Below are 21663 nucleotides of genomic sequence, written 5' to 3'. Positions count from 1 at the left end.
AAGGCTGATGGCGGGATACGGGAGCAATGATTGACTGAGCACCCACGCGTAACATCGTCCGATGGGACTAAACCGCGAAGCGATGATTTATCGCGTGAAATCGTTGCCGCACGCTGCGAGCGAGTCATTTGGTCTGAATGGACGATGCCCCCCGCGCAGCCCTTGTGAAATAACACCCCCACTAGAACAAAAAACCGGGAGAACCCGTCGTGACCACACCTTTGCGTCCCACTTGGCGAACTCACTATGCGTTAGGCGTGCTCGCCGCCATCTACGTGTTCAATTACATCGACCGCCTGTTGATGGCGATTTTGATTGAACCCGTTAAAGCCGAATTCGGTATTTCCGATACGGGCATCGGTCTGCTGTCGGGCGTGACCTTTGCCGTGTTTTACACCGTGTTCGGCTTTCCACTCGGGCGCTTGTCCGATCGCATCGGCCGTAAATCCGTGATCGCGTTCAGTTGTATCGCCTGGAGCGTGATGACCATGTTCTGCGGCCTGGCCGCCAGTTTCAGCATGCTGGTGGTGGCGCGTATCGGCGTGGCCATCGGTGAGGCCGGGGGCACCGCACCGTCGATGGCGATGGTCTCCGATTTGTACCCCCCGCATCGCCGCTCAACGGCCCTGTCAGTGTTGATGCTCGGTTCCAGCCTCGGCGCGATCTTTGGCTTGGGTCTGGGTGGCTGGATCGCTCAACACTACGGTTGGCGGCATGCGTTTGTGATCATCGGGGCACCGGGTATTTTCCTCGGCCTGCTGCTGTTGCTCACGGTGCGTGCGCCTAAACCGGCGCAACTGGTCAAAGCGGCAGATGTGCTGCAAGACCACTGGGCGGTGACGGTGCGGCAACTGTTTCAAACCCCGTCATTTTTGTGGATTGTGCTCACCGGCGGCTCCGCCGCCATCGCAGGCTATGCCATTGGCACCTGGAGCCCGAGCTTTTTGATTCGCTCCCACGGCCTGAGCCTGCAAGACGCCGGGCTGCTGGCCGGGGTGGCAGGCGGTGCGGGCGCAACGTTTGGCACCCTCACCTGCGGCATTTTGTGCGACCGATTGGCGCGGCGCGACAAAGGCTGGCAAATCGGTGTGCCGTTGCTGGGCACACTGATCAGCATTCCGTTCGCGCTGGCGTATTTTCTGTGGCCAACCGGTACTGCGTTTTATGTCGGCACTACACCCGTGCCCACCGCCTTCCTGTTTTATTCGGTGTTCAGCTTCTTCGGCACATGGTGGGCAACCCCGTGTCTGGGCGCTATTTCACACCTGTTCCCGGCCACGCGTCTGGCCCAGGCCACGGCTATTTTCGTGATGTCCATGACCTTGCTCGGCGTGGGGGTCGGACCGCTATTGATTGGCATGCTCAGCGACGGTTTCGCCCACACGCTGGGTCACGAAGGCCTGCGCTATGCCCTGGCCTCTTGCGTATCGCTGCTGGTGTTGGCGTCGATCTTTTTGGCCCTGGCCTTGCCGCGCTATCGCAACCACCTGCTCAACCCCACCTCTGCCGCTGCGCCCTTGGGCAAAGCGGTCACTGCCTGATGCCTGGAGATAGCCTGATGACTGAACAAGACCTGCCCCTGCCAATCGGGCATTTCGTCACGCTGGATAACGGCCTGTGCCTGCATTTTCTGGATGAGGGCTGCGGCCCCGTGGTGGTGTGGCTGCATGGCAGCGGCCCCGGCGCCAGCGGGTTCAGTAACTTCAAAGGCAATTACCCGGCGTTTGCTGCGGCAGGCTTTCGTAACCTGGTGCTGGACTTGCCCGGGTTTGGGCGCTCGGACAAACCCGAAGACGTGCACTACGACCTGGATTTTTTCGTCAACGCGCTCTCGGGGTTTCTCAAGGCGGTCGGGGTCCGGCGGGCCACGTTGCTCGGTAATTCGCTGGGCGGTGCCATTGCGCTGGGGCTGGCACTGGCCGAGCCACAACGGGTGGAAAAACTGATCCTGATGGCCCCCGGCGGCGTCGAAGACCGCGATACCTACTTCAACATGATCGGTATCCAGCGCATGGTCGAGTTGTACAACGCAGGGCCGCTGGGCATTGAACAGATGCGCCAGGTCATGAGCCTGCAACTGTTCGACAGCTCGCAGCTGGACGACACCTTGCTGGCCGAGCGCGTGGCCGTGGCGGTGCATCAACCGCGCCATTTGTTCTCGACGATGAAGGTGGCGAACATGACCGAACGCCTTGAGGAGCTGCAAGCGCCGATTTTGGGGTTCTGGGGCACAGACGACCATTTCAACCCGGCCAGTGGTGCCTTGAAAGTGCTCAAACACGCACCGAATGCGCGCTTCATCCTGCTCAACCGCTGCGGTCATTGGGTGCAAGTTGAACACCGTGAGCTGTTCAACACCGCGTGCCTGGCATTTTTGAAAGCGTAAACACCCGCGCCTACCCCCTTCAAAACATCTGCTTGGGCTGACATCACAATGACAACATTCCCTCAGTTGCTGGCTCCCGGTCGCATCGGCTCACTCACAGTACGTAACCGCATCATCATGGCGCCCATGGGTTCCAACTACGCCGAGGCCGACGGCCAGTGCGGCGAGCGCATTCAAGCCTATTACGAAGCCCGTGCCCGTGGCGGCGCGGGCTTGCTGATCATGGGTGTGTGTTCGGTGGCCTTCCCGGCTGGCACCGCCGAACCGTTTCAGGTGGGAGTGTCCAGCGACGACTTCATCCCCGGCCTCAGCCGCCTCGCGGAACGGGTTCACCAGCACGGCGCCAAAATTGCCATGCAACTGCAACATGCAGGCAAGACCTCGGTACGCGACATGGCTGAAGGTCGCCAATTGTGGGTGCCTTCCGTCCCGCCGGTGCTGCAAAGCGACATGATGGCGGCGCTGACGCCCCAAGAACTGGCCAACTTTGTCAGTTCCATGAAACGCCGCGCCGAAGGGTCTCCAATCCGGGTCATGGACGACGCCGACATTGCCCAAATGATCGACTGGTTCGCCAGCGCCGCCGAGCGCGCCCAACGTGCAGGCTTTGATGGCGTAGAACTGCACGCAGCCCACGGTTACATCATCGCGGGCTTTCTTTCTGCGTATTACAACCAGCGCGAGGATCAATACGGCGGGTCACTGCAAAACCGCGCGCGTTTGCTGCTGCAAATCATCGCCGCAGTGCGGGCCAAAGTCGGTGCCCAATTCGGCCTGTGGCTACGCCTGGATGCCCAAGAGCTGCACACCCCCGGCGGTATCACGCTGGAAGACGCCAAGGCCGTTGCGTGCATGGCTCAAGCCGCAGGCGTCGACGCGATCAGCGTGTCTGCCAGTGCACGCATCATCAGCGGCGAAGTGTTTACCGAGGCGCCGCTGGTGCATCAACCGGCGGGCTTTATGCAATGGACGGCTGCGCTCAAGCGCAGCGTGCAGGTGCCGGTGATTGCTGTCGGACGCATCGAGCCTGAGGTCGCAGAAGCTGCCTTGAAGCGTGGCGACTGCGACTTCATCGCCATGGGCCGCAAGCTGCTGGCCGACCCTGACTTGCCCAACAAGCTGCTCAATGAACAACCCGCGAGCATTCGCCCGTGCATTTACTGTTACGTGTGCGTGAGCCAGATTTTTGTCAACGAGCGGGTCAAATGTGCGGTCAACCCCATGACCGGGCACGAGTTCGAATACCTCATCAGCCCTGCCCTCACGCCCCGCCACGTGGTGGTCGTGGGCGCTGGCCCGGCGGGCATGGAAGCCGCGCGCGTGGCCAGCCTGCGCGGGCACCGCGTGACCTTGCTCGAGCGCAGTGACCGCTTGGGCGGCACGCTGTTTTTTGCCGGTTTGGCCTATGCCGAAAACGCACGGCTGCTGGACAACCTGCGCGCCCAGGTGCAGCACTCGAGCATTGATATTCGCCTCAACACCCTCGCCAACCCCGCCTTGCTGCGCGATCTTGGCGCCGATCAGGTGCTGGTGGCCGTGGGCGCCGAACGCGCCGCCCCCTCCATCCCCGGTGCACACCTGGATCACGTCTGGAGCGGCGACGAGTTGCGCCGCTTAATGACCGGCGACCGGGCCGATGAAATCGCCAAACGTAAACTGTCGCTCACCCAACGCGCAATGATGAAAGCCGGCAGCCTGGCGGGGATCACCGACAGCAGCGAAGCCCTGCAAAAACTGTCACGGGTATGGATGCCGCTGGGCAAACGCGTGACCATTATCGGCGGCGGACTGGTAGGGCTGGAGCTGGCAGAGTTCCTGATCGCACGCGGGCGTGAGGTGTGCGTGCTGGAAAGTTCCGGCCATCTGGGGCGCGAGCTGGCCATCGTGCGGCGCTGGCGGGTGCTGCATGAAATTGGCGCGCTGGGTGGCCAGCTCATCACCCACGCCAGCGTCACGCTGATTGATGCCCGTGCAGTGCATTATCAATTGGCAGACGGCCAACACGGCACCAGTGCGGCCGATTCGGTGGTGCTGGCGATTGGCGCGCAACCCGATACCCGTCTGCTGGATGAACTGACCCGTGCCGGGCTTGAGGCGCGCAGTATTGGCGATTGTCAGCACATCGGTTACATCGAAGGCGCCATCAGCGCGGGCCATAAGGCTGGACGGGAAGCCTGAGCGCTGCAATGACGGCAGGCTTACGTCATCTGTTCAGCCACCGTTCAGCGAATGCAATCAATTCTTGTTTAGCAATACGTATCACTATGTTACAAATTAGCACCCTATCTAATTCGTAACGCGGTGCGCTTCCCATGCTGGTTCCATTTCTGATCATGCTGCGCGAAGGGATTGAGGCCGCGCTTATCGTCGGCATCATTGCCAGTTACCTCAAGCAAACCGGACGCGGGCAGTGGATGCCCGCCGTGTGGATCGGCGTGTTTCTGGCCGCCGCCTTGTCGCTGTTGGTCGGCGGTGGCCTGGAATTGATGAGTGCCGAATTCCCGCAAAAACAACAGGAACTGTTCGAAGGCATTGTCGGCCTGATCGCCGTGGGCATTCTCAGTTCCATGGTGTTTTGGATGCGTAAGGTCGCGCGCTCGATCAAGCACACATTGCACACCTCGCTGGATCACGCCCTCGCTGGCTCCAAACACCACGTCACGGCGCTGATTGCGATGGTGTTTTTTGCCGTGGCCCGTGAAGGCCTCGAAACCGTCTTTTTCCTCCTTGCCGTGTTCCAGCAAAGCGAAGGCCCCGCAGCCCCGGTGGGCGCACTGCTGGGTCTGATGCTGGCGATTGGCGTGGGCTTTGCCATTTACAGCGGCAGCATGCGCCTCAATCTCGGCCTGTTCTTCCGTTGGACCGGCCTGTTCATTCTGGTAGTGGCCGCCGGTATTTTGGCCAATTCAGTGCAGGCACTGCACGAGGCCGGGTTGTGGAATCACCTGCAAGGCGTGGTCTTTGATCTGAGCGCCACCCTGCCGATGGACGGGCCAACAGGCTCAGTGCTGGCGGGCATGTTCGGGTACCAGGATGCGCCCACCGTGAGCGTGCTCGGTGCGTATGTGATGTATCTGGCGGTGGCGCTGGTGATGTTTTTTCAGGCTCCCGGCGCCCCTCAAGCGCCTCAATCTTCTCGCGTGACAAACCCATAAGGTCCTGCATGTCTACCCCTGCAAGCGGTACACCCCCTCGCGCCCTGCGCTGGGCAGTGGCTGGCTCGGTGATCGTGATGATCGCGGCCGGCGGGCTGTTCTATTACGCCTCGCAACTGGCTGCGGCCAAACGCAAGGTTCACAGCAATGAAATCACCGTCACGATTCACCCCCACAGTTGCGAGCCAAACGCACTGAGCGTGCCTGCCGGGTTCAATAGCTTTCGCATCGTCAATGCCTCTGAACGCGCCGTGGAATGGGAAATTCTCGACGGCGTGCTGGTGGTCGAAGAGCGCGAAAACATTGCCCCCGGTCTCAGCCAGGTGATCAACGCAACTTTGGCGCCGGGCGATTACGTCATCACCTGCGGCTTGCTCAGTAACCCGCGTGGCACCTTGCACGTCACCCCGACGGCTGAATCAGAAGCCAGCGCCAAGGCCCCGCCTTCAATGGTCGCGTTTATCGGCCCGCTGTCCGAATTTCGGGTCTACCTCAGCAGCCAAAGCAATGCGTTGATCAATGCCGTTGACGGGTTGTCGCACGCCATTGCGGCGGGCGAGCTTGAGCACGCGCAAAGCCTGTATGTGCCCGCTCGCGAGGCGTATCAGCGCCTAGCGCCAGCGGCGCAACGACTGGCAGAGCTGGACAACGCGATCAATGCCCGTGCCGATTACTTTGAGCAGCGCGAGCAAGACCCAGGCTTCAGCGGTTTTCACCGGCTTGAATACGGTCTGTTCGACCAACACAGCACCCAGGGCCTGGCCCCGGTTGCCGAACAATTGCAGGCCAATGTGGTGCAGCTCAAGCAACAGCTGTTGGCGCAATCACTGCCCCCTGCGCAATTGGTCAACATTGTGGCCCGCACCCTGCACAACCTGGCCGACACCCGCGCCAACAGCGGTGAAGAAGAGCGCTACAGCCATATCGACATCAATGGCTTCGCCGCCAACCTCCAAGCCACACGCAAAGTGGTGGAACTGCTGCGCCCGTTACTGGCCAAGAACAACGCCGACATCCTGCTCAACATTGATAACGCCAGCGCAGCGCTGGAGGCCGAATTCAATGCGCTCAAATCACCCAACGGCTACCTCCCGTACGACACGGTCACGAGCACGCAACGCCAACACATCAGCACCCAGGCCAAGGCTCTGGCCGACGCACTCGATGGAATCGACCCCGCCCTCGGCCTTTAAAGCCTGTAATTGCAGACGAGATGCACATGAGCGATTCACCACACAGCCCCAACGACTTCAACCTGCAACGCCGCCGCCTACTGATGGGCATGGGAGTGGCCGGTGCTGCTTTGGCGGGCGGCGCCCTGAGCTGCCCAGCCATGGCGGCCAGCGCCCCGGCGAACGCGCAAGTCACCCAGGCGCCCAGCAGCGACAAGACCCGTGACCATCACGACATTCACGGCCAACACCAGAGCGGCATCGTCACCCCGCGCCCGGCTGCGGGCATGCTGGTGGCATTTGATGTGCTGGCCAGCGACCGCGAAGACCTCGAACGCCTGTTCCGTACTTTGGATGAGCGCATCGCCTTCCTGATGACCGGCGGGCCGGTCGTCCAGGTGGACCCCAAGCTGCCGCCCACGGATTCAGGCATCCTCGGCCCGGTGGTCACCCCCGACAACCTGACCATCACCGTCTCGGTGGGCGCGTCATTGTTCGATGAGCGCTTTGGTTTGTCCGGCGTCAAACCCAAACGCCTGAACCGCATGCAAGGCTTCCCGAACGATGCCCTCGACCCCGCACAGTGTCATGGCGACTTGAGTGTGCAGTTCTGCTCCAACACCGCCGACACCAACATCCATGCCCTGCGCGACATTGTTAAGAACCTGCCGGATTTGCTGCTGGTGCGCTGGAAACAAGAAGGCACCGTGCCGCCGCAGGCACCGGCCAAACCCGGCGAGCCGGCGCAAAGTGCGCGTAATTTTTTGGGCTTTCGTGACGGTTCGGCCAACCCCGACTCCAATGACCGCACCGCCATGAATCAGATCGTGTGGGTACAACCGGGTAGCGACGAGCCGCGCTGGGCGGTCGATGGCAGTTATCAAGCGGTGCGCATCATCCGCAATTTCGTCGAGCGCTGGGATCGCACCCCCCTGCAAGAGCAGGAAAGTATTTTTGGGCGCAGCAAGGCCAGCGGCGCGCCTATGGATGGCAGCCGCGAAACTGACGTGCCGGACTACAGCAAAGACCCCCACGGCAAAATCACCCAGCTCGACGCCCACATTCGCCTGGCGAACCCGCGCACCCCACAGACCCGCAACAGCCTGATTTTGCGCAGACCGTTCAACTACTCCAATGGCGTCAACAAAAACGGCCAACTGGACATGGGCTTGCTGTTCATCTGCTACCAGCGCGACCTGGAGCAAGGCTTTATCGCAGTGCAAACACGGCTTAACGGCGAACCGCTGGAGGAATACCTCAAGCCTATAGGCGGTGGCTATTTCTTCACCTTGCCGGGTGTGCACGACGACCAGGATTTCATTGGGCGTTCATTGCTCGATGCCGCATCACCCCACCCCCGCGCCTAACCTCAACCTCCCGGAAAAGCCCCATGAAGAAGACGCCGCTTGCCCTGTTTCTCGCTTTAGGTTTGCTCCACACCCCACTGTCGGCTTTCGCGGCAACGGCGCCCCTGGATTTGGTGGCGCCGATTTCCGACTACAAGATCTACGTCACCGAACAGTTGGATGAGTTGGCCAGCCACACCCAGCAGTTCACCGATGCGGTGAAAAAAGGCGACCTGACCACCGCTAAAAAACTCTACGCCCCCACTCGCGTGTACTACGAGTCGATTGAGCCGATTGCCGAGCTGTTCAGCGACCTGGATGCGTCTATCGATTCACGGGTCGACGACCACGAACAAGGGGTCAAGGCAGCCGACTTCACCGGTTTTCACCGTATCGAATACAGCCTGTTTTCCGAAAACAGCACCCAGGGCCTCGATCAGTTGGCTGACGGCCTGAACAAAGACGTCAAAGACCTGCAAAACCGCGTGGCTGGCCTGACATTCCCGCCGGAAAAAGTGGTGGGCGGCGCGGCGGCACTGATGGAAGAAGTGGCAGCGACCAAAGTCACCGGCGAAGAGGATCGTTACAGCCACACCGACTTGTACGACTTCCAGGGCAACGTCGATGGCGCGAAGAAGATTGTTGATCTGTTGCGACCTTACCTCGAACAAAACGACAGCGCCTTTGCCGCCAAGGTGGATAAAAACTTCACCACGGTGAACACCATCCTGGCCAAGTACAAAACCGCAGACGGTGGTTTTGAGACCTACGACAAGGTCAAGGAAAACGACCGCAAAGCCTTGATTGGCCCGGTCAATACCCTGGCCGAAGACCTTTCTACCTTGCGCGGCAAGCTGGGTTTGAACTAAACGCTCAACCACAGCGTCAATCGATGTGACCTGCGTCACATACCCGCAGATTGACGCTGTTTTTTCCACCCGTTTAATAACGCTGCCGACTGTTTAATTGCAAAGCTTGCTCAGGGTTTAAACCAACTAAGTGTTCGCCAGTATTTACTGTCAGTTAAAAAACACGCCTGGCATTCGGATTAAGTTTTGACGCCGTAAATACTTTCCTGAATAGCAGCTGTCTGGTTTCTGGAAACACGATGTGTTGATCTGACTTTCATAGGTTTTTCACAAAAGTGCGTTTAACGTATGCACTGTCCTTGCACAGCAGGGTCAAGAGTTCGCAACGAAATCATGTAGATAACGCAGCCCGATGACTTTACCTTTTTGCGCAATGAGCTTTAATCCTCTGGGCGCGTGAACCTGCTGTGTCCTGTGACTGTTTCACGTAAAGCCCCGTTGTCTTGTGCCATTGAAACTGACTGGAACGAATACTTTGAAACCCTACCCTATCCAGTGTGTGTCGATCGTCATTCCGGTCTACAACGAAGAACAAAGTTTGCCTGAGTTGTTGCGTCGCACCGAAGCGGCCTGCGCGCAACTGACCCAACCGTATGAAATTGTTCTGGTGGATGACGGCAGCCGCGATGAGTCGGCGCAAATCCTCCAGGACGCCGCCGAGCGCGAAGGCAGCCCGGTGGTGGCCGTCATTCTGAACCGTAACTACGGGCAGCACGCCGCAATCATGGCCGGCTTTGAACACTCCAAAGGTGATGTCGTCATCACGCTGGACGCCGACTTGCAAAACCCGCCGGAAGAAATCCCGCGCCTGGTGGCCCAGGCTGCCTTGGGCTATGACGTGGTTGGCACGGTGCGCAACAACCGCCAGGACTCGGCCTGGCGCCGCTGGCCGTCACGCTTGATCAACCTTGCGGTGCAGCGCTCAACCGGGGTTGCCATGAGCGACTACGGCTGCATGCTGCGCGCTTACCGACGCACCATCGTCGACGCCATGCTCGCCTGCCGTGAGCGCAGTACGTTTATCCCGATTCTGGCCAACAGCTTTGCCCGCCACACCACCGAGGTGCTGGTCGAGCACGCTGAGCGCGAACACGGCGACTCTAAATACAGCCCCATGCGCCTGATCAACCTGATGTTCGATCTGGTGACCTGCATGACCACCACGCCTTTGCGTCTGCTGAGCATTATCGGCTTTAGCATGGCGCTGCTGGGTGGACTGTTCGCGATCATGTTGATCGTGCTGCGCTTGATCTTTGGCGCGACCTGGGCAGGCGACGGCACTTTCGTGCTGTTTGCGGTGCTGTTTGTGTTCACCGGTGGCCAATTTATTGGCATGGGGCTTCTGGGGGAATACCTGGGCCGCATGTACAGCGATGTGCGGGCACGGCCACGATTCTTTATCGAAAAAATCGTACGCGCCGAACCCGCCACCGCTTCAATTTCAACTAACCCAACTTCCCTCTCTTCTTCGACGCAGGTCCCATCATGAGTTTGAAAGCTGTTGTTTTCGCCTATCACGATATTGGTTGCACAGGCATCGAAGCCTTGCTCAATGCAGGCTATGACATCGCCGCGGTGTTTACCCATGCTGACGACCCCAAGGAAAACAATTTTTACGCATCGGTCGCCCAACTGTGCGCGCGCAAAGGCATCCCGGTGCACGCCCCCGAAGACGCCAACCACCCCCTGTGGATCGAGCGTATTCGCAAGCTCAATGCGCAGTACATTTTCTCGTTCTACTACCGCCATCTGCTGGGTGAAGAGTTGCTGGCGAGTGTCAGCCACGGCGCCTTCAACCTGCATGGCTCATTGCTGCCGCGCTACCGGGGCCGCGCACCGGCCAACTGGGTGCTGGTCAATGGCGAAACGCAAACCGGCGTCACCTTGCACCGCATGGTCAAACGCGCCGATGCAGGCGACATTCTGGCCCAGCAACGCGTAAGCATCGAGCGTTCGGACACGGCGCTGAGCCTGCACGCCAAACTGCGTGATAGTGCCGCTAAATTGCTGGCCGAAGCACTGCCATTGCTGCCCGAAGGCAAGCTTAAAGAAACCCCGCAAGACGAATCCAAAGCCACTTACTTTGGTCGCCGTACTGCCGCTGACGGCCTGCTGCAATGGTCGCGCCCGGCTGAAGAACTGTTCAACCTGGTGCGCGCAGTCACCCAACCGTACCCCGGCGCCTTCTGCGCGGTGGGCGAACACCAATTGATTGTGTGGGCAAGTGAAGTGATGCCGGGCAACAACGGCATGGCACCGGGTCACGTGATCAGCTGCGATCCGTTGCGCATTGCCTGCGGTAAAGACTCGCTGATCATTAACGCTGGGCAACGCAACGCCGATGGCTTGTATTTAAGCGGCCCGCAATTGGCCCGTGAACTGGGTCTGGTCGATGGCTCGCGACTGCGAGGCAGCGAGTCCGGGCGCCCGGCGCGTCGTACCCGCGTACTGATCCTGGGGGTGAACGGGTTCATCGGTAACCATTTGTCTGAGCGTCTGCTGCAAGACGACCGCTACGAAGTGTATGGCCTGGACATCGGCTCTGATGCCATCGAGCGTCTGCGCAGCCACCCTAATTTCCACTTTGTGGAAGGCGATATCAGCATCCACACCGAGTGGATCGAGTACCACATTAAAAAATGCGACGTGGTGCTGCCACTGGTGGCCATCGCCACCCCGATCGAATACACCCGCAACCCATTGCGGGTGTTCGAACTCGACTTTGAAGAAAACCTCAAGCTGGTGCGTTACTGCGTCAAGTACAACAAGCGCGTGATCTTCCCGTCCACGTCCGAAGTGTATGGCATGTGCCAGGACAAGAATTTCGACGAAGACACCTCCAATCTGGTGGTCGGCCCGATCAACAAGCAGCGCTGGATCTATTCGGTGTCCAAGCAATTGCTCGACCGCGTGATCTGGGCCTATGGCCAAAAAGGCTTCAAGTTCACGCTGTTCCGCCCGTTCAACTGGATGGGCCCGCGCCTTGACCGTCTGGACTCGGCACGGGTGGGCAGCTCGCGCGCCATTACCCAATTGATCTTGCACCTGGTGGAGGGCACGCCGATTCGTCTGGTGGATGGCGGTGAGCAAAAACGCTGCTTCACTGACGTGGCCGATGGCATCGAGGCGCTGGCGCGCATCATCGAAAACCGTGATGGCAAGTGTGACGGTCAGATCATCAACATCGGCAACCCGGAAAACGAAGCCAGCATTCGTCAATTGGGTGAAGAGTTGCTGCGTCAGTTTGAAGCGCACCCGTTGCGTGATAACTTCCCGCCCTTTGCCGGTTTCCGTGACGTGGAAAGCCAGTCGTTTTACGGCACCGGTTACCAAGACGTCAGCCATCGCAAGCCGAGCATCGAAAACGCCCGTCGCTTGATTGACTGGACGCCCACCATCGAACTGAGCGAAACCATTGGTAAAACGCTGGACTTCTTCTTGCGTGAGGCCATGGTAGAAATCGCGGAAAAACGCTAATGCAGGCAGGCCTACGCATCGACGTCGACACGTATCGCGGAACCCGTGAGGGGGTTCCGCAACTGCTCGAACTGCTGGATGAAGCACAGATCAAAGCCACGTTTTTTTTCAGCGTGGGGCCGGACAACATGGGCCGCCATTTATGGCGGCTGATCAAGCCTCGGTTCTTCTGGAAAATGATGCGTTCCAAGGCCGCCAGTTTGTATGGCTGGGATATTTTGCTGGCCGGCACCGCCTGGCCCGGCAAACCGATCGGCAAGGATCTGGGGCACTTGATGCGCCAGACTCTGGCCGCAGGCCATGAGGTGGGCTTGCACGCGTGGGATCACCACGGCTGGCAAGCCAACACCGGGCGCTGGAGCGAGCGACAGTTGATCGAGCACATCCGCCTGGGTGTCGACACGTTGAGCGACATCACCGGGCAGGCTGTCGAGTGCTCGGCTGCCGCCGGGTGGCGTGCCGATGAACGTGTGGTTGAGGCCAAGCAACGGTTTGGTTTTCGTTACAACAGTGATTGCCGCGGGCACAGTCTGTTTCGGCCAAGGTTGGCCGATGGCAGCCTGGGCGCGCCGCAAATCCCTGTCGATTTACCCACATTCGATGAAGTGGTCGGGCCGCACGTGAGCGCCGCCGACTTCAATTCATACATTCTTGATCGCTTCAGCCCGCAACGGCTGAACGCGTACACCATCCATGCAGAAGTAGAAGGGATTCTTATGGCAAACGACTTCCGGCAACTGCTGGTGCAAGCCCGCGCCCGCGATATCCAGTTTCAGCCACTGCGCAACTTGCTGCCTGCTGATCTCGATAGCGTGCCCGCCGGGCAATTGAGCCGTGGCGTACTGCAAGGCCGTGAAGGTTGGTTGGGAGTGCAGCAGCCATGACCCTCAATCGTTGGGCAATACCCCTGCTGATTCTGGGTTTCGTGCTGTTTTACCTGGTGCCGCTCGGCACGCACGGATTATGGATTCCAGATGAATCGCGTTACGCCCAAATCGGCCAGCAAATACTGGTCGATGGTAATTGGGTCACGCCGCATTTCATGGATTTGCGCTACTTCGAGAAGCCGATTGCCGGCTACTGGATGATCGCCATTGGCCAGGCGATTTTTGGCGAAAACCTGTTTGGTGTGCGCATTGCGTCTGCCATCGCCACCGGCCTGAGTGTGTGGCTGGCGTACGCCGTGGCGCGCCGCTTGTGGAACGACCCGCGCAAGAGCTTCGCCTGCGCGTTGGTGTACATGACCTTTGGTTTGATTGCCGGGCAAGCCGGCTACTCCAACCTCGATCCGCAGTTCACCTGGTGGGTCAACCTGAGCCTGGCAGCCTTGTGGTTTGCCATTGACAGCAGCACCCGGCGTGAGCGGGCGATCAGTTGGGCGGTGCTGGGGTTTGCCTGCGGCATGGGCTTTATGACCAAAGGCTTTCTGGCTTTTCTGTTACCGGTGTTGATCGCCCTGCCCTACATGATCTGGCAGAAACGCTTTGTAGAAATGGTCAAATACGGCCTGCTCGCCATGTTGGTCGCTGCATTGGTGTCGCTGCCCTGGGTGTTGGCGGTGCATGCGCAGGAACCCGATTACTGGCGCTTCTTCTTCTGGCATGAACACATTCGCCGCTTCGCCGGTGAAGACGCTCAGCATGGGCGCCCGTGGTGGTTTTACCTGCCGTTGATGGTGGTTGCCAGCCTTCCGTGGGCTGCGTTGCTGCCCGTCACGTTCAAAGATGCCTGGCGCAACAAGCATCAGGCCAAGGTGGTGTTTGTACTGCTGTGGATGCTGTTGCCGCTGGCCTTGTTCAGCCTGAGCAAAGGCAAGCTGCCGACCTACATCATGCCGTGCCTGCTGCCGCTGGCCCTGTTGCTGGGCCATGCATTGATCCAGCGTGTTGAGCAGGCCAAAACCGGTGCGCTGCGGTTCAATGCGCTGGTCAACCTGTTGCTGGCCAGTGTCGCCTTGCTGGCCCTGATCTATTTCCAGATCAAAAAACCGTTTTACGACAACGAACCGCAGCATGTGGCGTTGCTGGTCATTGTGTTACTGACCTGGATCGGTGCAGGGGCCTTGCAACTGTGGCGACCGCTTAAGCTGTGGGCCGCCCCGGCCCTGAGCATGGGTGTACTGGTGCTGTTGCTGCCGGCCAGCATGCCCAGCAGCGTGGTGCACAACAAAATGCCCGACCAGTTTGTGCTGGAGCACCTTGCAGAGCTGTCACAGGCCAAAACCCTGCTCAGCAATGATTTGGGCGCGGCATCAGCGTTGGCCTGGCGCCTGCGTCGCCCGGATGTGACGTTGTACAACACCCAGGGTGAAGTGAAATACGGCCTGACTTACGACGACGCCAAAGGTAAAAGCATCGGTTTGGCCGAAGTCGGCCCCTGGCTGAGTGCCGCACGTCAAAAAGGTCCGGTGGGCGTCGTGATGCGGGTCAAAAACAGCGACGAGAGCCATGAAATGGACATGTTGCCCAAGGATGCGCAGCGGTATGACGAAGGCAACATGGTGATTCTGATTTTCCCGCAGAGCACTCCATGACTTTGGCGCTCTTGCTCATGGCGTGTGTGCTGACGTGTGCGGGGCAAGTCGCGCAAAAGTACGCGGTCGAAAGCTGGCGCGACGTTGACCTTGGGGTGGCGCACAAGCTGCGCTCCCCCTGGTTGTGGCTGGCCTTGCTGTGCCTGGGGTTGGGGCTGCTGGTGTGGTTGCTGGTGTTGCAGCGGCTGGAAGTCGGCATTGCCTACCCGATGCTCAGCCTCAATTTTGTGCTGATCACACTGGTCGCCCGTTACCTGTTTAAAGAAACCATCGACCTGCGGCACTGGTGTGGCGTGGGGCTGGTAATTGCCGGCGTGGTTTTGCTGGGGCAACACGCATGAGCCTGCGCCGTGGCTTGACCTTTGCGAGTGCCAGCGTATTGCTGGTGAGCGGGGCGCAACTGGGTATGCGCTGGAGCATGACGCGCTTGCCCGAACCTGCCCAATGGCTGAGCGCAATCAAACAGGGTGATGTTTCGTTCAGCGCCCTGGCCGTGGTGACGGGCGCGATCATGGCCTACGCCCTGTCGATGCTTTGCTGGTTGCTGGCCCTGCGGGATTTGCCCTTGGGCCGCGCCTATTCGTTGCTCAGTGTCAGTTATGCATTGGTGTACCTGTTGGCAGCCAGCTTGCCGGTATTCCATGAAAGCTTCACGTTGTCCAAAACCCTGGGCGTGGCGCTGGTGATCGGTGGCGTACTGACCATCAATTCGCGCCGCACCCCCCACCGCGCAAGGTGAGCATGGCCGCGTGCTGCGGCTCAGGCTTAAGACACTGACGGCGCCGCCACTGATGACCAGGGCGGCGTTTTTTTATGCTTTTTATTGAGTCAAGGAACGGTGCATGCCTGCTTACTCGTCCAACATCGCCTTACAGGTCCAACACCGTCACTCCTTGATCCTGGGCGCCCTGGCGTTGTTGCTGTTCATCTTGGGTGAGCACAACCAGGCGGCGATCGGCTTCGACTCACGCTTTGTATTATTCGCCAACGAGATGCTGCGTCACGGCCCCGGTTTCTTCCCCACCACTTATGGCCAGCCCTACCCGGACTACAGCGCCACCTCGACGCTGTTCATCTGGTTGCTGTCCAAACCTTTTGGCGAAGTCACCAGCCTCAGCGCGTGGCTGCCGACAGCCATTGCCAGCGCAACCACCGTGACCCTCACCTATCGACTGGTGGCGCCCCATTCCCGTCAATGGGCGCTCATGAGTGTTGCCCTGCTCCTGCTGAGCATGACGTTCATCACCCAAACGCGTGCCGTGTCGCTGGACCAAATGCTTGCGGCGGTGAGCCTGGGGGCCTTCTACCTGGCCTACGCCCACGACCATTTGGCGGCCCCACGGCGTCATGTCGGGTTACTGGCCTTGTTGGTAGTGGGCTTTGCCATTCGCGGTCCTATCGGTTTAGTCATCCCTGCGGGCGTGCTCTGCAGCTATTACCTGGTCAGCGGCCAAGGGCGCCGGATGTTCAGCCTCGGGTTGCAGGCTCTGGCGCTGCTGCTGGCGTGCATCGGCCTGCTGCTGACACTGGCCTGGATCAGCGGCGGGCAAACCTTCGTCCACGAAGTGATCCGCATGCAAGTCACCGGGCGTATGGACGGCGCAGAAGGCGCCAGCAGCGTGTTGTATTACTTCACCAGCTCCATGGGTAACTATGCGTTGGCCTATCCACTGGCGGCCTTGGTCCTGGCGGCGCTGCTGGTGACTGGCCGCCATCAATCGGGCGCAGCGCTGCAACTGGTCAAATACTGCGTCGCGGCGGGTTTGGTGGTGATGATCGGTCTGTCGATTCCCCAAGCCAAAAAAGCACGCTACGTGCTGGCGATGTTGCCCTTTGCAGCAATCATTGCGGCCTACCCTTTCCAGGCCATGCACGGCCGGGTGTTTGCGCTGTTGCGCGGGTTGATACAGGGGCTTTTTTTACTGTTGCCGGGGCTATTGATCGTCGGTCTGGTGATTGCGCGTAAACGTTTCGACGAGCAAGTGCCTTCACTGGTGGGGGTGTTCTTTGTGTTGGGCGGGTTGCAACTGCTGGCCGTCGGGGCGCTGTTCAGGGCGCAATGGCGCGCAACTGGCCTGGCGGGCTGTGCCGTTTTCGCAGTGTGGGGGACTTACATCATGGTGTATGAACCGCTTGAGCGCAGCGTGTACGACACCCGCGAATTCACGCATCAGGCGCTGCGCCTGATCGAGCGCACACCCGCACCGCTGGTGCTGCATGGCATGGGCAAAGATGCCAAAGCCATCAAGTTCATGGTCAATGTGAACCGGGACATGTCGGCGCTGTTCACGCAAACGGCCGCCGAGCTGGGCACGATCAACGGACCCGCGTGGGTGGTCATGGACCGTAAGGATTACCAGCGCCTGCAAGGAACCGTTTTGGGTAATACCGCGCCGGTATTAAGCGCTCGTTTTGACAAAAACGATTACGTGCTGCTGAAGAAACCATGAGCGCAGGGGCTGCGCACAGCCTGTCGAGTTTCATGTTGCATGAGCGGATTATTCTCCAGCGTGCTGGTAAGGTGTGCGCCGACTTTTCGTGGCCCACCCTCTCATCGGCAGGCTGCGGTATTTGCGTTTTTTGATGTGAGACACCTGAACCATGCCCGAGCCGATCCCGCTTAAAGATCACGACACCGAGAAACGGCTGGTCAATAAAAGACTGATCGCCTGCGCGGCGCTGGTGCTGGCGATCAGTTGCGCGCTGGTGGCCAGGATGTATTTCTTGCAAGTCACCGAATTTGACTACAACTCCACCGTGTCCGAAAACAACCGTGTGCATGTGTTGCCGATCCCGCCCGAACGCGGTTTTATCTATGACCGCAATGGCGTGCTGCTGGCCGATAACCAGCCCAGTTTCAACATGACCCTGACCCGCGAACGCGCGGGCGACAGCGCCAAAGTGCTGGATTCGGTCATCAGCATCCTGCATTTGCCCGAAGAAGACCGCGCCGTGTTTACCAAGGCGATGAAACAGGCCCGCCACCCGTTCGACCCCTCGACCCTGCTCTACGAACTGACGGAGGAACAGATCGCGCTGTTGGCCGTCAATCAGTACCGCCTGCCGGGCATTGAGGTTGAGGCGCAGTTCGTTCGCCACTACCCCCAGGGTGATCACTTCGCGCATTCGGTCGGTTATGTGGGGCGCATCAACGAGAAAGAAGCCAAACAGCTGAACCCCACCGAGTACCGGGGCACGCAATCGATAGGTAAAACCGGGATCGAGCGTTTTTACGAGCACGCGTTGCACGGCACTGTCGGCTTTGAAGAAGTTGAAACCAACGCTCAGGGCCGCGTCATGCGGGTGCTGCGCCACACCGATGCAGTGCCGGGCAAAAACATCGTGCTCAGCCTCGACATCAAATTGCAGGAAGCGGCCGAAGACGCGTTGGGCGACCGGCGCGGCTCGATCATCGCCCTGGACCCGAAAACCGGCGAAGTGCTGGCCATGGTCAGCAAACCCAGCTTCGACCCCAACCTGTTCGTGACCGGCATCAGCTCCAAGGATTACTCGGGGCTGCGCGACTCCATCGACAAACCGCTGTTCAACCGCGCGTTGCGTGGCCTGTATGCGCCCGGCTCGACAATCAAGCCCGAAGTGGCGATTGCCGGACTCGACAGCGGCGTGATTTCAGCCTCGACCCGGGTGTTCGACCCCGGTTACTTCCAGTTACCGAACGTGGAGCACAAATACCGTAACTGGAACCACAGCGGGGATGGCTGGGTCGATTTGAATGCGGCGATCATGCGTTCAAACGACACCTACTTCTACGACCTTGCCTCCAAGCTGGGGATTGATCGCATGCACGATTACCTGTCGATGTTTGGCGTGGGGCAAAAAGTCTCGCTGGACATGTTCGAGGAATCTTCGGGGTTGATGCCCTCGCGTGAATGGAAGCGCAGCACACGACGCCAAGCCTGGTTCCCTGGCGAAACGGTGATTTTGGGCATTGGCCAGGGTTACATGCAGGTCACGCCATTGCAGTTGGCGCAGGCCACGGCGCTGATTGCCAACAAAGGCGTGTGGAACCGCCCGCACCTGGCGCGCACCATCGATGGCGCGCCGCCGGTGGACGAACACCCGATGGCCAATATCGTGCTGCACGATCCCAAGGAGTGGGAGCAGGTCAACCATGCCATGCAATTGGTGATGCACGATGCGCGAGGCATTGCACGGGCGTCAGCCACCGGCGCGCAATACCGCATTGCGGGCAAGAGTGGTACGGCGCAAGTGGTGGCGATCAAACAGGGCGAGCGTTACAACCGGTTGAAGACGGCCGAGCGTAATCGCGACAACGCGCTGTTTGTCGGCTTTGCACCGGCTGAAGACCCGCAGATCGTGATCTCGGTGATGATTGAAAACGGTGAAGCCGGTGGGCGTGTGGCAGGACCGGTGGTGCGCAAAGTGATGGATGCCTGGTTGCTCGACAATCAGGGCGCTCTGAAACCGCAATACGCCAGCCCGCAGCTCAAGCATGGCAATGCGCATGTGTGAATGAAGACCGCCACCCACCCCCCAACCCTCTCGCGCAGGGTGTGGGTTGGGGGGAGGGGCTGTTGATCTCAGTACCGCGCATCCACCGGTTTACCGCCATTCGGCCAATCCTTGACCTTGTCCGGGAAGTCCGGCCGTGGCTGGTGCGAGAAATACGCCGCCACGTCCACCGCCTCCTGATCCGACAAGCCGCCCTGCCCCAGCGGGAACTGTTCATGGAACCCGATCGGCATGTTGCGTTTGACGAACGCCGCAGCGGTGTAGGTACGCGCCATCCCGGCACCGATGTTGAAGGACTCGTCACCCCACAACGGCGGAAAAATAAAACCGCCGTCCGCGTGTTTCAAACCTTGCCCGTTGTCACCGTGGCACACCGCGCATTGCTTGACGTACACCGCTTTGCCGTTGCCCATGTCCGGCTTGATGCCCGGATCCACCTTGCCCACTCCCCGGCCCGCCACTTTGTCGCCGGGCGCTGTGTTCATTTTCATCCAGTCGAAATACGCAACCATGGCCTGCATATCAGGCGATGTCACCGCCAACGGCTTGCCATCCATAGATCGACGAAAGCAGCCATTAATGCGTTCTTGGAGCGTGATCTGTTTGCCCGCACGCGGCGCATAGCCGGGGAAGAACGCTGACACGCCAACGAAGGGTGAGCCATCGGCCACCGTGCCGGCGTTCAAATGGCAACTGGTGCAATTGAGCGCATTGCCTACGTTATCGGGCAGCAAGGCTTTGGTTTGCAGGTGCAGGCGCATGCCGCGCACCACTTGATCAGCATTGGACGCTGTTAGCAGGTTGGCCAGCCGCGGGGTGACAAATGCATGGGGGTCGTGGGTGTCCGGGTTCAATTGCTTGCGCATGTGGGCCACTTGCGCGGGCTTGATGGCGGGCGCGTCATTGCCCCAACTGCTGCGCACAAAGCTCAGAATCTCGGCGATTTCATCGTCTGCCAGCCGCGCAAACCCGGGCATGGTCCAGACCCGTGGATGGGCCGCCGTCTCGGCCGTTTTCCAACCGGTAAGGGTGATGTGCAGGAGCGTCGCGGGGTTGGACGCCAGAATGCCGGGGTTGCCATTGAGCGGTGGGAACATGCCTTTTACCCCGCCACCGTCCGGGCGATGGCAGTCGGCACAAAACTGCGTATAACCCAGCCCGCCACGGGTGGTGAACAGCGTGTCCGGTGCTGTGGCGGGCGCGATGGCCACTGACGGCATGGGCAGATCGTCCTTGCCCGGCGGCAGCGATTTCAAGTAGCTGGCAATTGCCGTCAGGTCCGCGTCGGTGAAGTGCTGCGTGCTGTGGTGGATCACGTCCGCCATGTTGCCCGAGACCGTGGCAAAACGGTTTTGCCCGGTCTTGAGCAGTTGCACGGTGTCTTCGACGGTCCACAGGTTACGCAGGCTCAAGGCGCGCCAGTCTTCGACGGTTTCCCCCGCGAGGTAATGTTTGCCGCGGCTGCCAGCGTCGCTCAGGGCTTTTTCCTGGAAAGCGAGGCCGCGTGGCGTATGGCACGAACCACAGTGCCCCAGCCCTTGCACCAGATAGGCACCGCGGTTAATCACCTCGCTTTTGGACGGGTCCGGGGTGAACGGCTGCGCATCCACAAACATCCAGTTCCACAGCGACAGGCCCCAGCGCTGATTGAACGGGAAGCTCATGTCGGCGTGCAGGTTGGCCTGTTTGACCGCGGTTACGTCTTGCAAGAGATACGCGTACAACGCACGCATGTCGTCTTCGCTCATTTTCGCGTACGACGGATAAGGCATGGCCGGGTACAGGTTTTCACCCGCAGGCGTTTTGCCTTCGCGCATCACCGTGTCGAACTGTTCAAAACTGTAGCGGCCAATCCCGGTCTCGGGATCCGGGGTGATGTTGCTGGAGTAGATCGTGCCCATGGGCGTTTTCAGCTCCAGGCCACCGGCCATCACCGCCCCACCTTTGGCGGTGTGGCAGGCAATGCAGTCGCCGAGCTGGGCCACGTATTGGCCGCGTTGTATCAGGTCGGTGTCTGCGTTGTTGACGCTGGGCGCTGCCGCTGTCGGCTCGCTGGCAGGGGTTTGACAGGCGTAAAGAAGCGTCAGGCCGACCGTGGCCAGACGCGCAAACTTGAAAATCATGGCGATATTCCTTTAAGGCACCGGCTTGGGGTAGTCCCCTCGGCACGGGCCGTGCTCGTTTTTTGTTATGTACTCCTCACCCAGCATTTGTAACCGGTTCTGATGCGG

At 59.8% G+C, this 21663-nt stretch carries 16 protein-coding genes; 15 read left to right on the top strand and 1 reads right to left on the bottom strand.

Annotated elements, in window-relative coordinates; genetic code table 11:
- Positions 1-209: 209 nt before the first annotated feature.
- The 15 genes from AP059_RS04705 to mrdA all read left to right on the top strand — a co-directional run bounded on the left by AP059_RS04705 (position 210) and on the right by mrdA (position 19432).
- Entirely contained in the window at positions 210-1541 is a 1332-nt protein-coding gene (locus AP059_RS04705; protein WP_059762110.1) for a spinster family MFS transporter, read from the top strand.
- Between the two features lie 17 nt (positions 1542-1558).
- Complete coding sequence (locus AP059_RS04700; protein ID WP_059762109.1) at positions 1559-2386, top strand: alpha/beta fold hydrolase; 828 nt, start codon at positions 1559-1561, stop codon at positions 2384-2386.
- Between the two features lie 48 nt (positions 2387-2434).
- A complete protein-coding gene (locus tag AP059_RS04695) occupies positions 2435-4564 on the top strand; it encodes an oxidoreductase (protein WP_059762108.1) in 2130 nt (709 codons plus the stop codon).
- Between the two features lie 134 nt (positions 4565-4698).
- Positions 4699-5541: an iron uptake transporter permease EfeU gene (efeU, locus tag AP059_RS04690; protein ID WP_059762107.1), complete on the top strand. Its 843-nt coding sequence runs from the start codon at positions 4699-4701 to the stop codon at positions 5539-5541.
- An 8-nt stretch (positions 5542-5549) separates the two neighbouring features.
- A complete protein-coding gene (gene efeO, locus AP059_RS04685; RefSeq protein WP_059762106.1) occupies positions 5550-6734 on the top strand; it encodes an iron uptake system protein EfeO in 1185 nt (394 codons plus the stop codon).
- A gap of 26 nt (positions 6735-6760) precedes the next feature.
- Complete coding sequence (gene efeB, locus AP059_RS04680) at positions 6761-8080, top strand: iron uptake transporter deferrochelatase/peroxidase subunit (protein WP_059762105.1); 1320 nt, start codon at positions 6761-6763, stop codon at positions 8078-8080.
- 23 nt (positions 8081-8103) lie between these two features.
- The gene (efeO, locus tag AP059_RS04675; protein ID WP_059762104.1) at positions 8104-8928 is read left to right on the top strand and encodes an iron uptake system protein EfeO; all 825 of its coding nucleotides are present in this window, start codon (positions 8104-8106) and stop codon (positions 8926-8928) included.
- A 475-nt stretch (positions 8929-9403) separates the two neighbouring features.
- Complete coding sequence (arnC, locus tag AP059_RS04670; RefSeq protein ID WP_059762103.1) at positions 9404-10417, top strand: undecaprenyl-phosphate 4-deoxy-4-formamido-L-arabinose transferase; 1014 nt, start codon at positions 9404-9406, stop codon at positions 10415-10417.
- Positions 10414-12405, top strand: a complete 1992-nt coding sequence (gene arnA / locus AP059_RS04665; RefSeq protein WP_059762102.1) for a bifunctional UDP-4-amino-4-deoxy-L-arabinose formyltransferase/UDP-glucuronic acid oxidase ArnA — start codon at positions 10414-10416, stop codon at positions 12403-12405. Before arnC ends, arnA begins: the two co-directional genes overlap by 4 nt.
- A complete protein-coding gene (gene arnD / locus AP059_RS04660; RefSeq protein WP_059762101.1) occupies positions 12405-13289 on the top strand; it encodes a 4-deoxy-4-formamido-L-arabinose-phosphoundecaprenol deformylase in 885 nt (294 codons plus the stop codon). Before arnA ends, arnD begins: the two co-directional genes overlap by 1 nt.
- Positions 13286-14938: a lipid IV(A) 4-amino-4-deoxy-L-arabinosyltransferase gene (gene arnT / locus AP059_RS04655; RefSeq protein WP_059762100.1), complete on the top strand. Its 1653-nt coding sequence runs from the start codon at positions 13286-13288 to the stop codon at positions 14936-14938. The genes arnD and arnT overlap by 4 nt, the downstream gene beginning before the upstream one ends.
- Positions 14935-15279: a 4-amino-4-deoxy-L-arabinose-phosphoundecaprenol flippase subunit ArnE gene (arnE, locus tag AP059_RS04650; protein WP_048365844.1), complete on the top strand. Its 345-nt coding sequence runs from the start codon at positions 14935-14937 to the stop codon at positions 15277-15279. Before arnT ends, arnE begins: the two co-directional genes overlap by 4 nt.
- The gene (arnF, locus tag AP059_RS04645) at positions 15276-15677 is read left to right on the top strand and encodes a 4-amino-4-deoxy-L-arabinose-phosphoundecaprenol flippase subunit ArnF (protein ID WP_048365845.1); all 402 of its coding nucleotides are present in this window, start codon (positions 15276-15278) and stop codon (positions 15675-15677) included. Before arnE ends, arnF begins: the two co-directional genes overlap by 4 nt.
- Before the next feature lie 103 nt (positions 15678-15780).
- A complete protein-coding gene (locus AP059_RS04640; RefSeq protein ID WP_059762099.1) occupies positions 15781-17388 on the top strand; it encodes an ArnT family glycosyltransferase in 1608 nt (535 codons plus the stop codon).
- Between the two features lie 151 nt (positions 17389-17539).
- Positions 17540-19432, top strand: a complete 1893-nt coding sequence (gene mrdA, locus AP059_RS04635) for a penicillin-binding protein 2 (protein WP_059762098.1) — start codon at positions 17540-17542, stop codon at positions 19430-19432.
- A gap of 68 nt (positions 19433-19500) precedes the next feature.
- Here the strand turns inward: mrdA and AP059_RS04630 are convergent, their stop codons facing one another.
- Entirely contained in the window at positions 19501-21555 is a 2055-nt protein-coding gene (locus AP059_RS04630; RefSeq protein WP_059762097.1) for a c-type cytochrome, read from the bottom strand.
- Positions 21556-21663: the final 108 nt, after the last annotated feature.

This window comes from Pseudomonas sp. TAA207 (genome assembly GCF_001529285.1).
GTDB lineage: Bacteria > Pseudomonadota > Gammaproteobacteria > Pseudomonadales > Pseudomonadaceae > Aquipseudomonas > Aquipseudomonas weihenstephanensis.
Note: the sequence above shows the minus strand (reverse complement) of the source record. Positions and strands in the feature narration are given on the sequence as shown.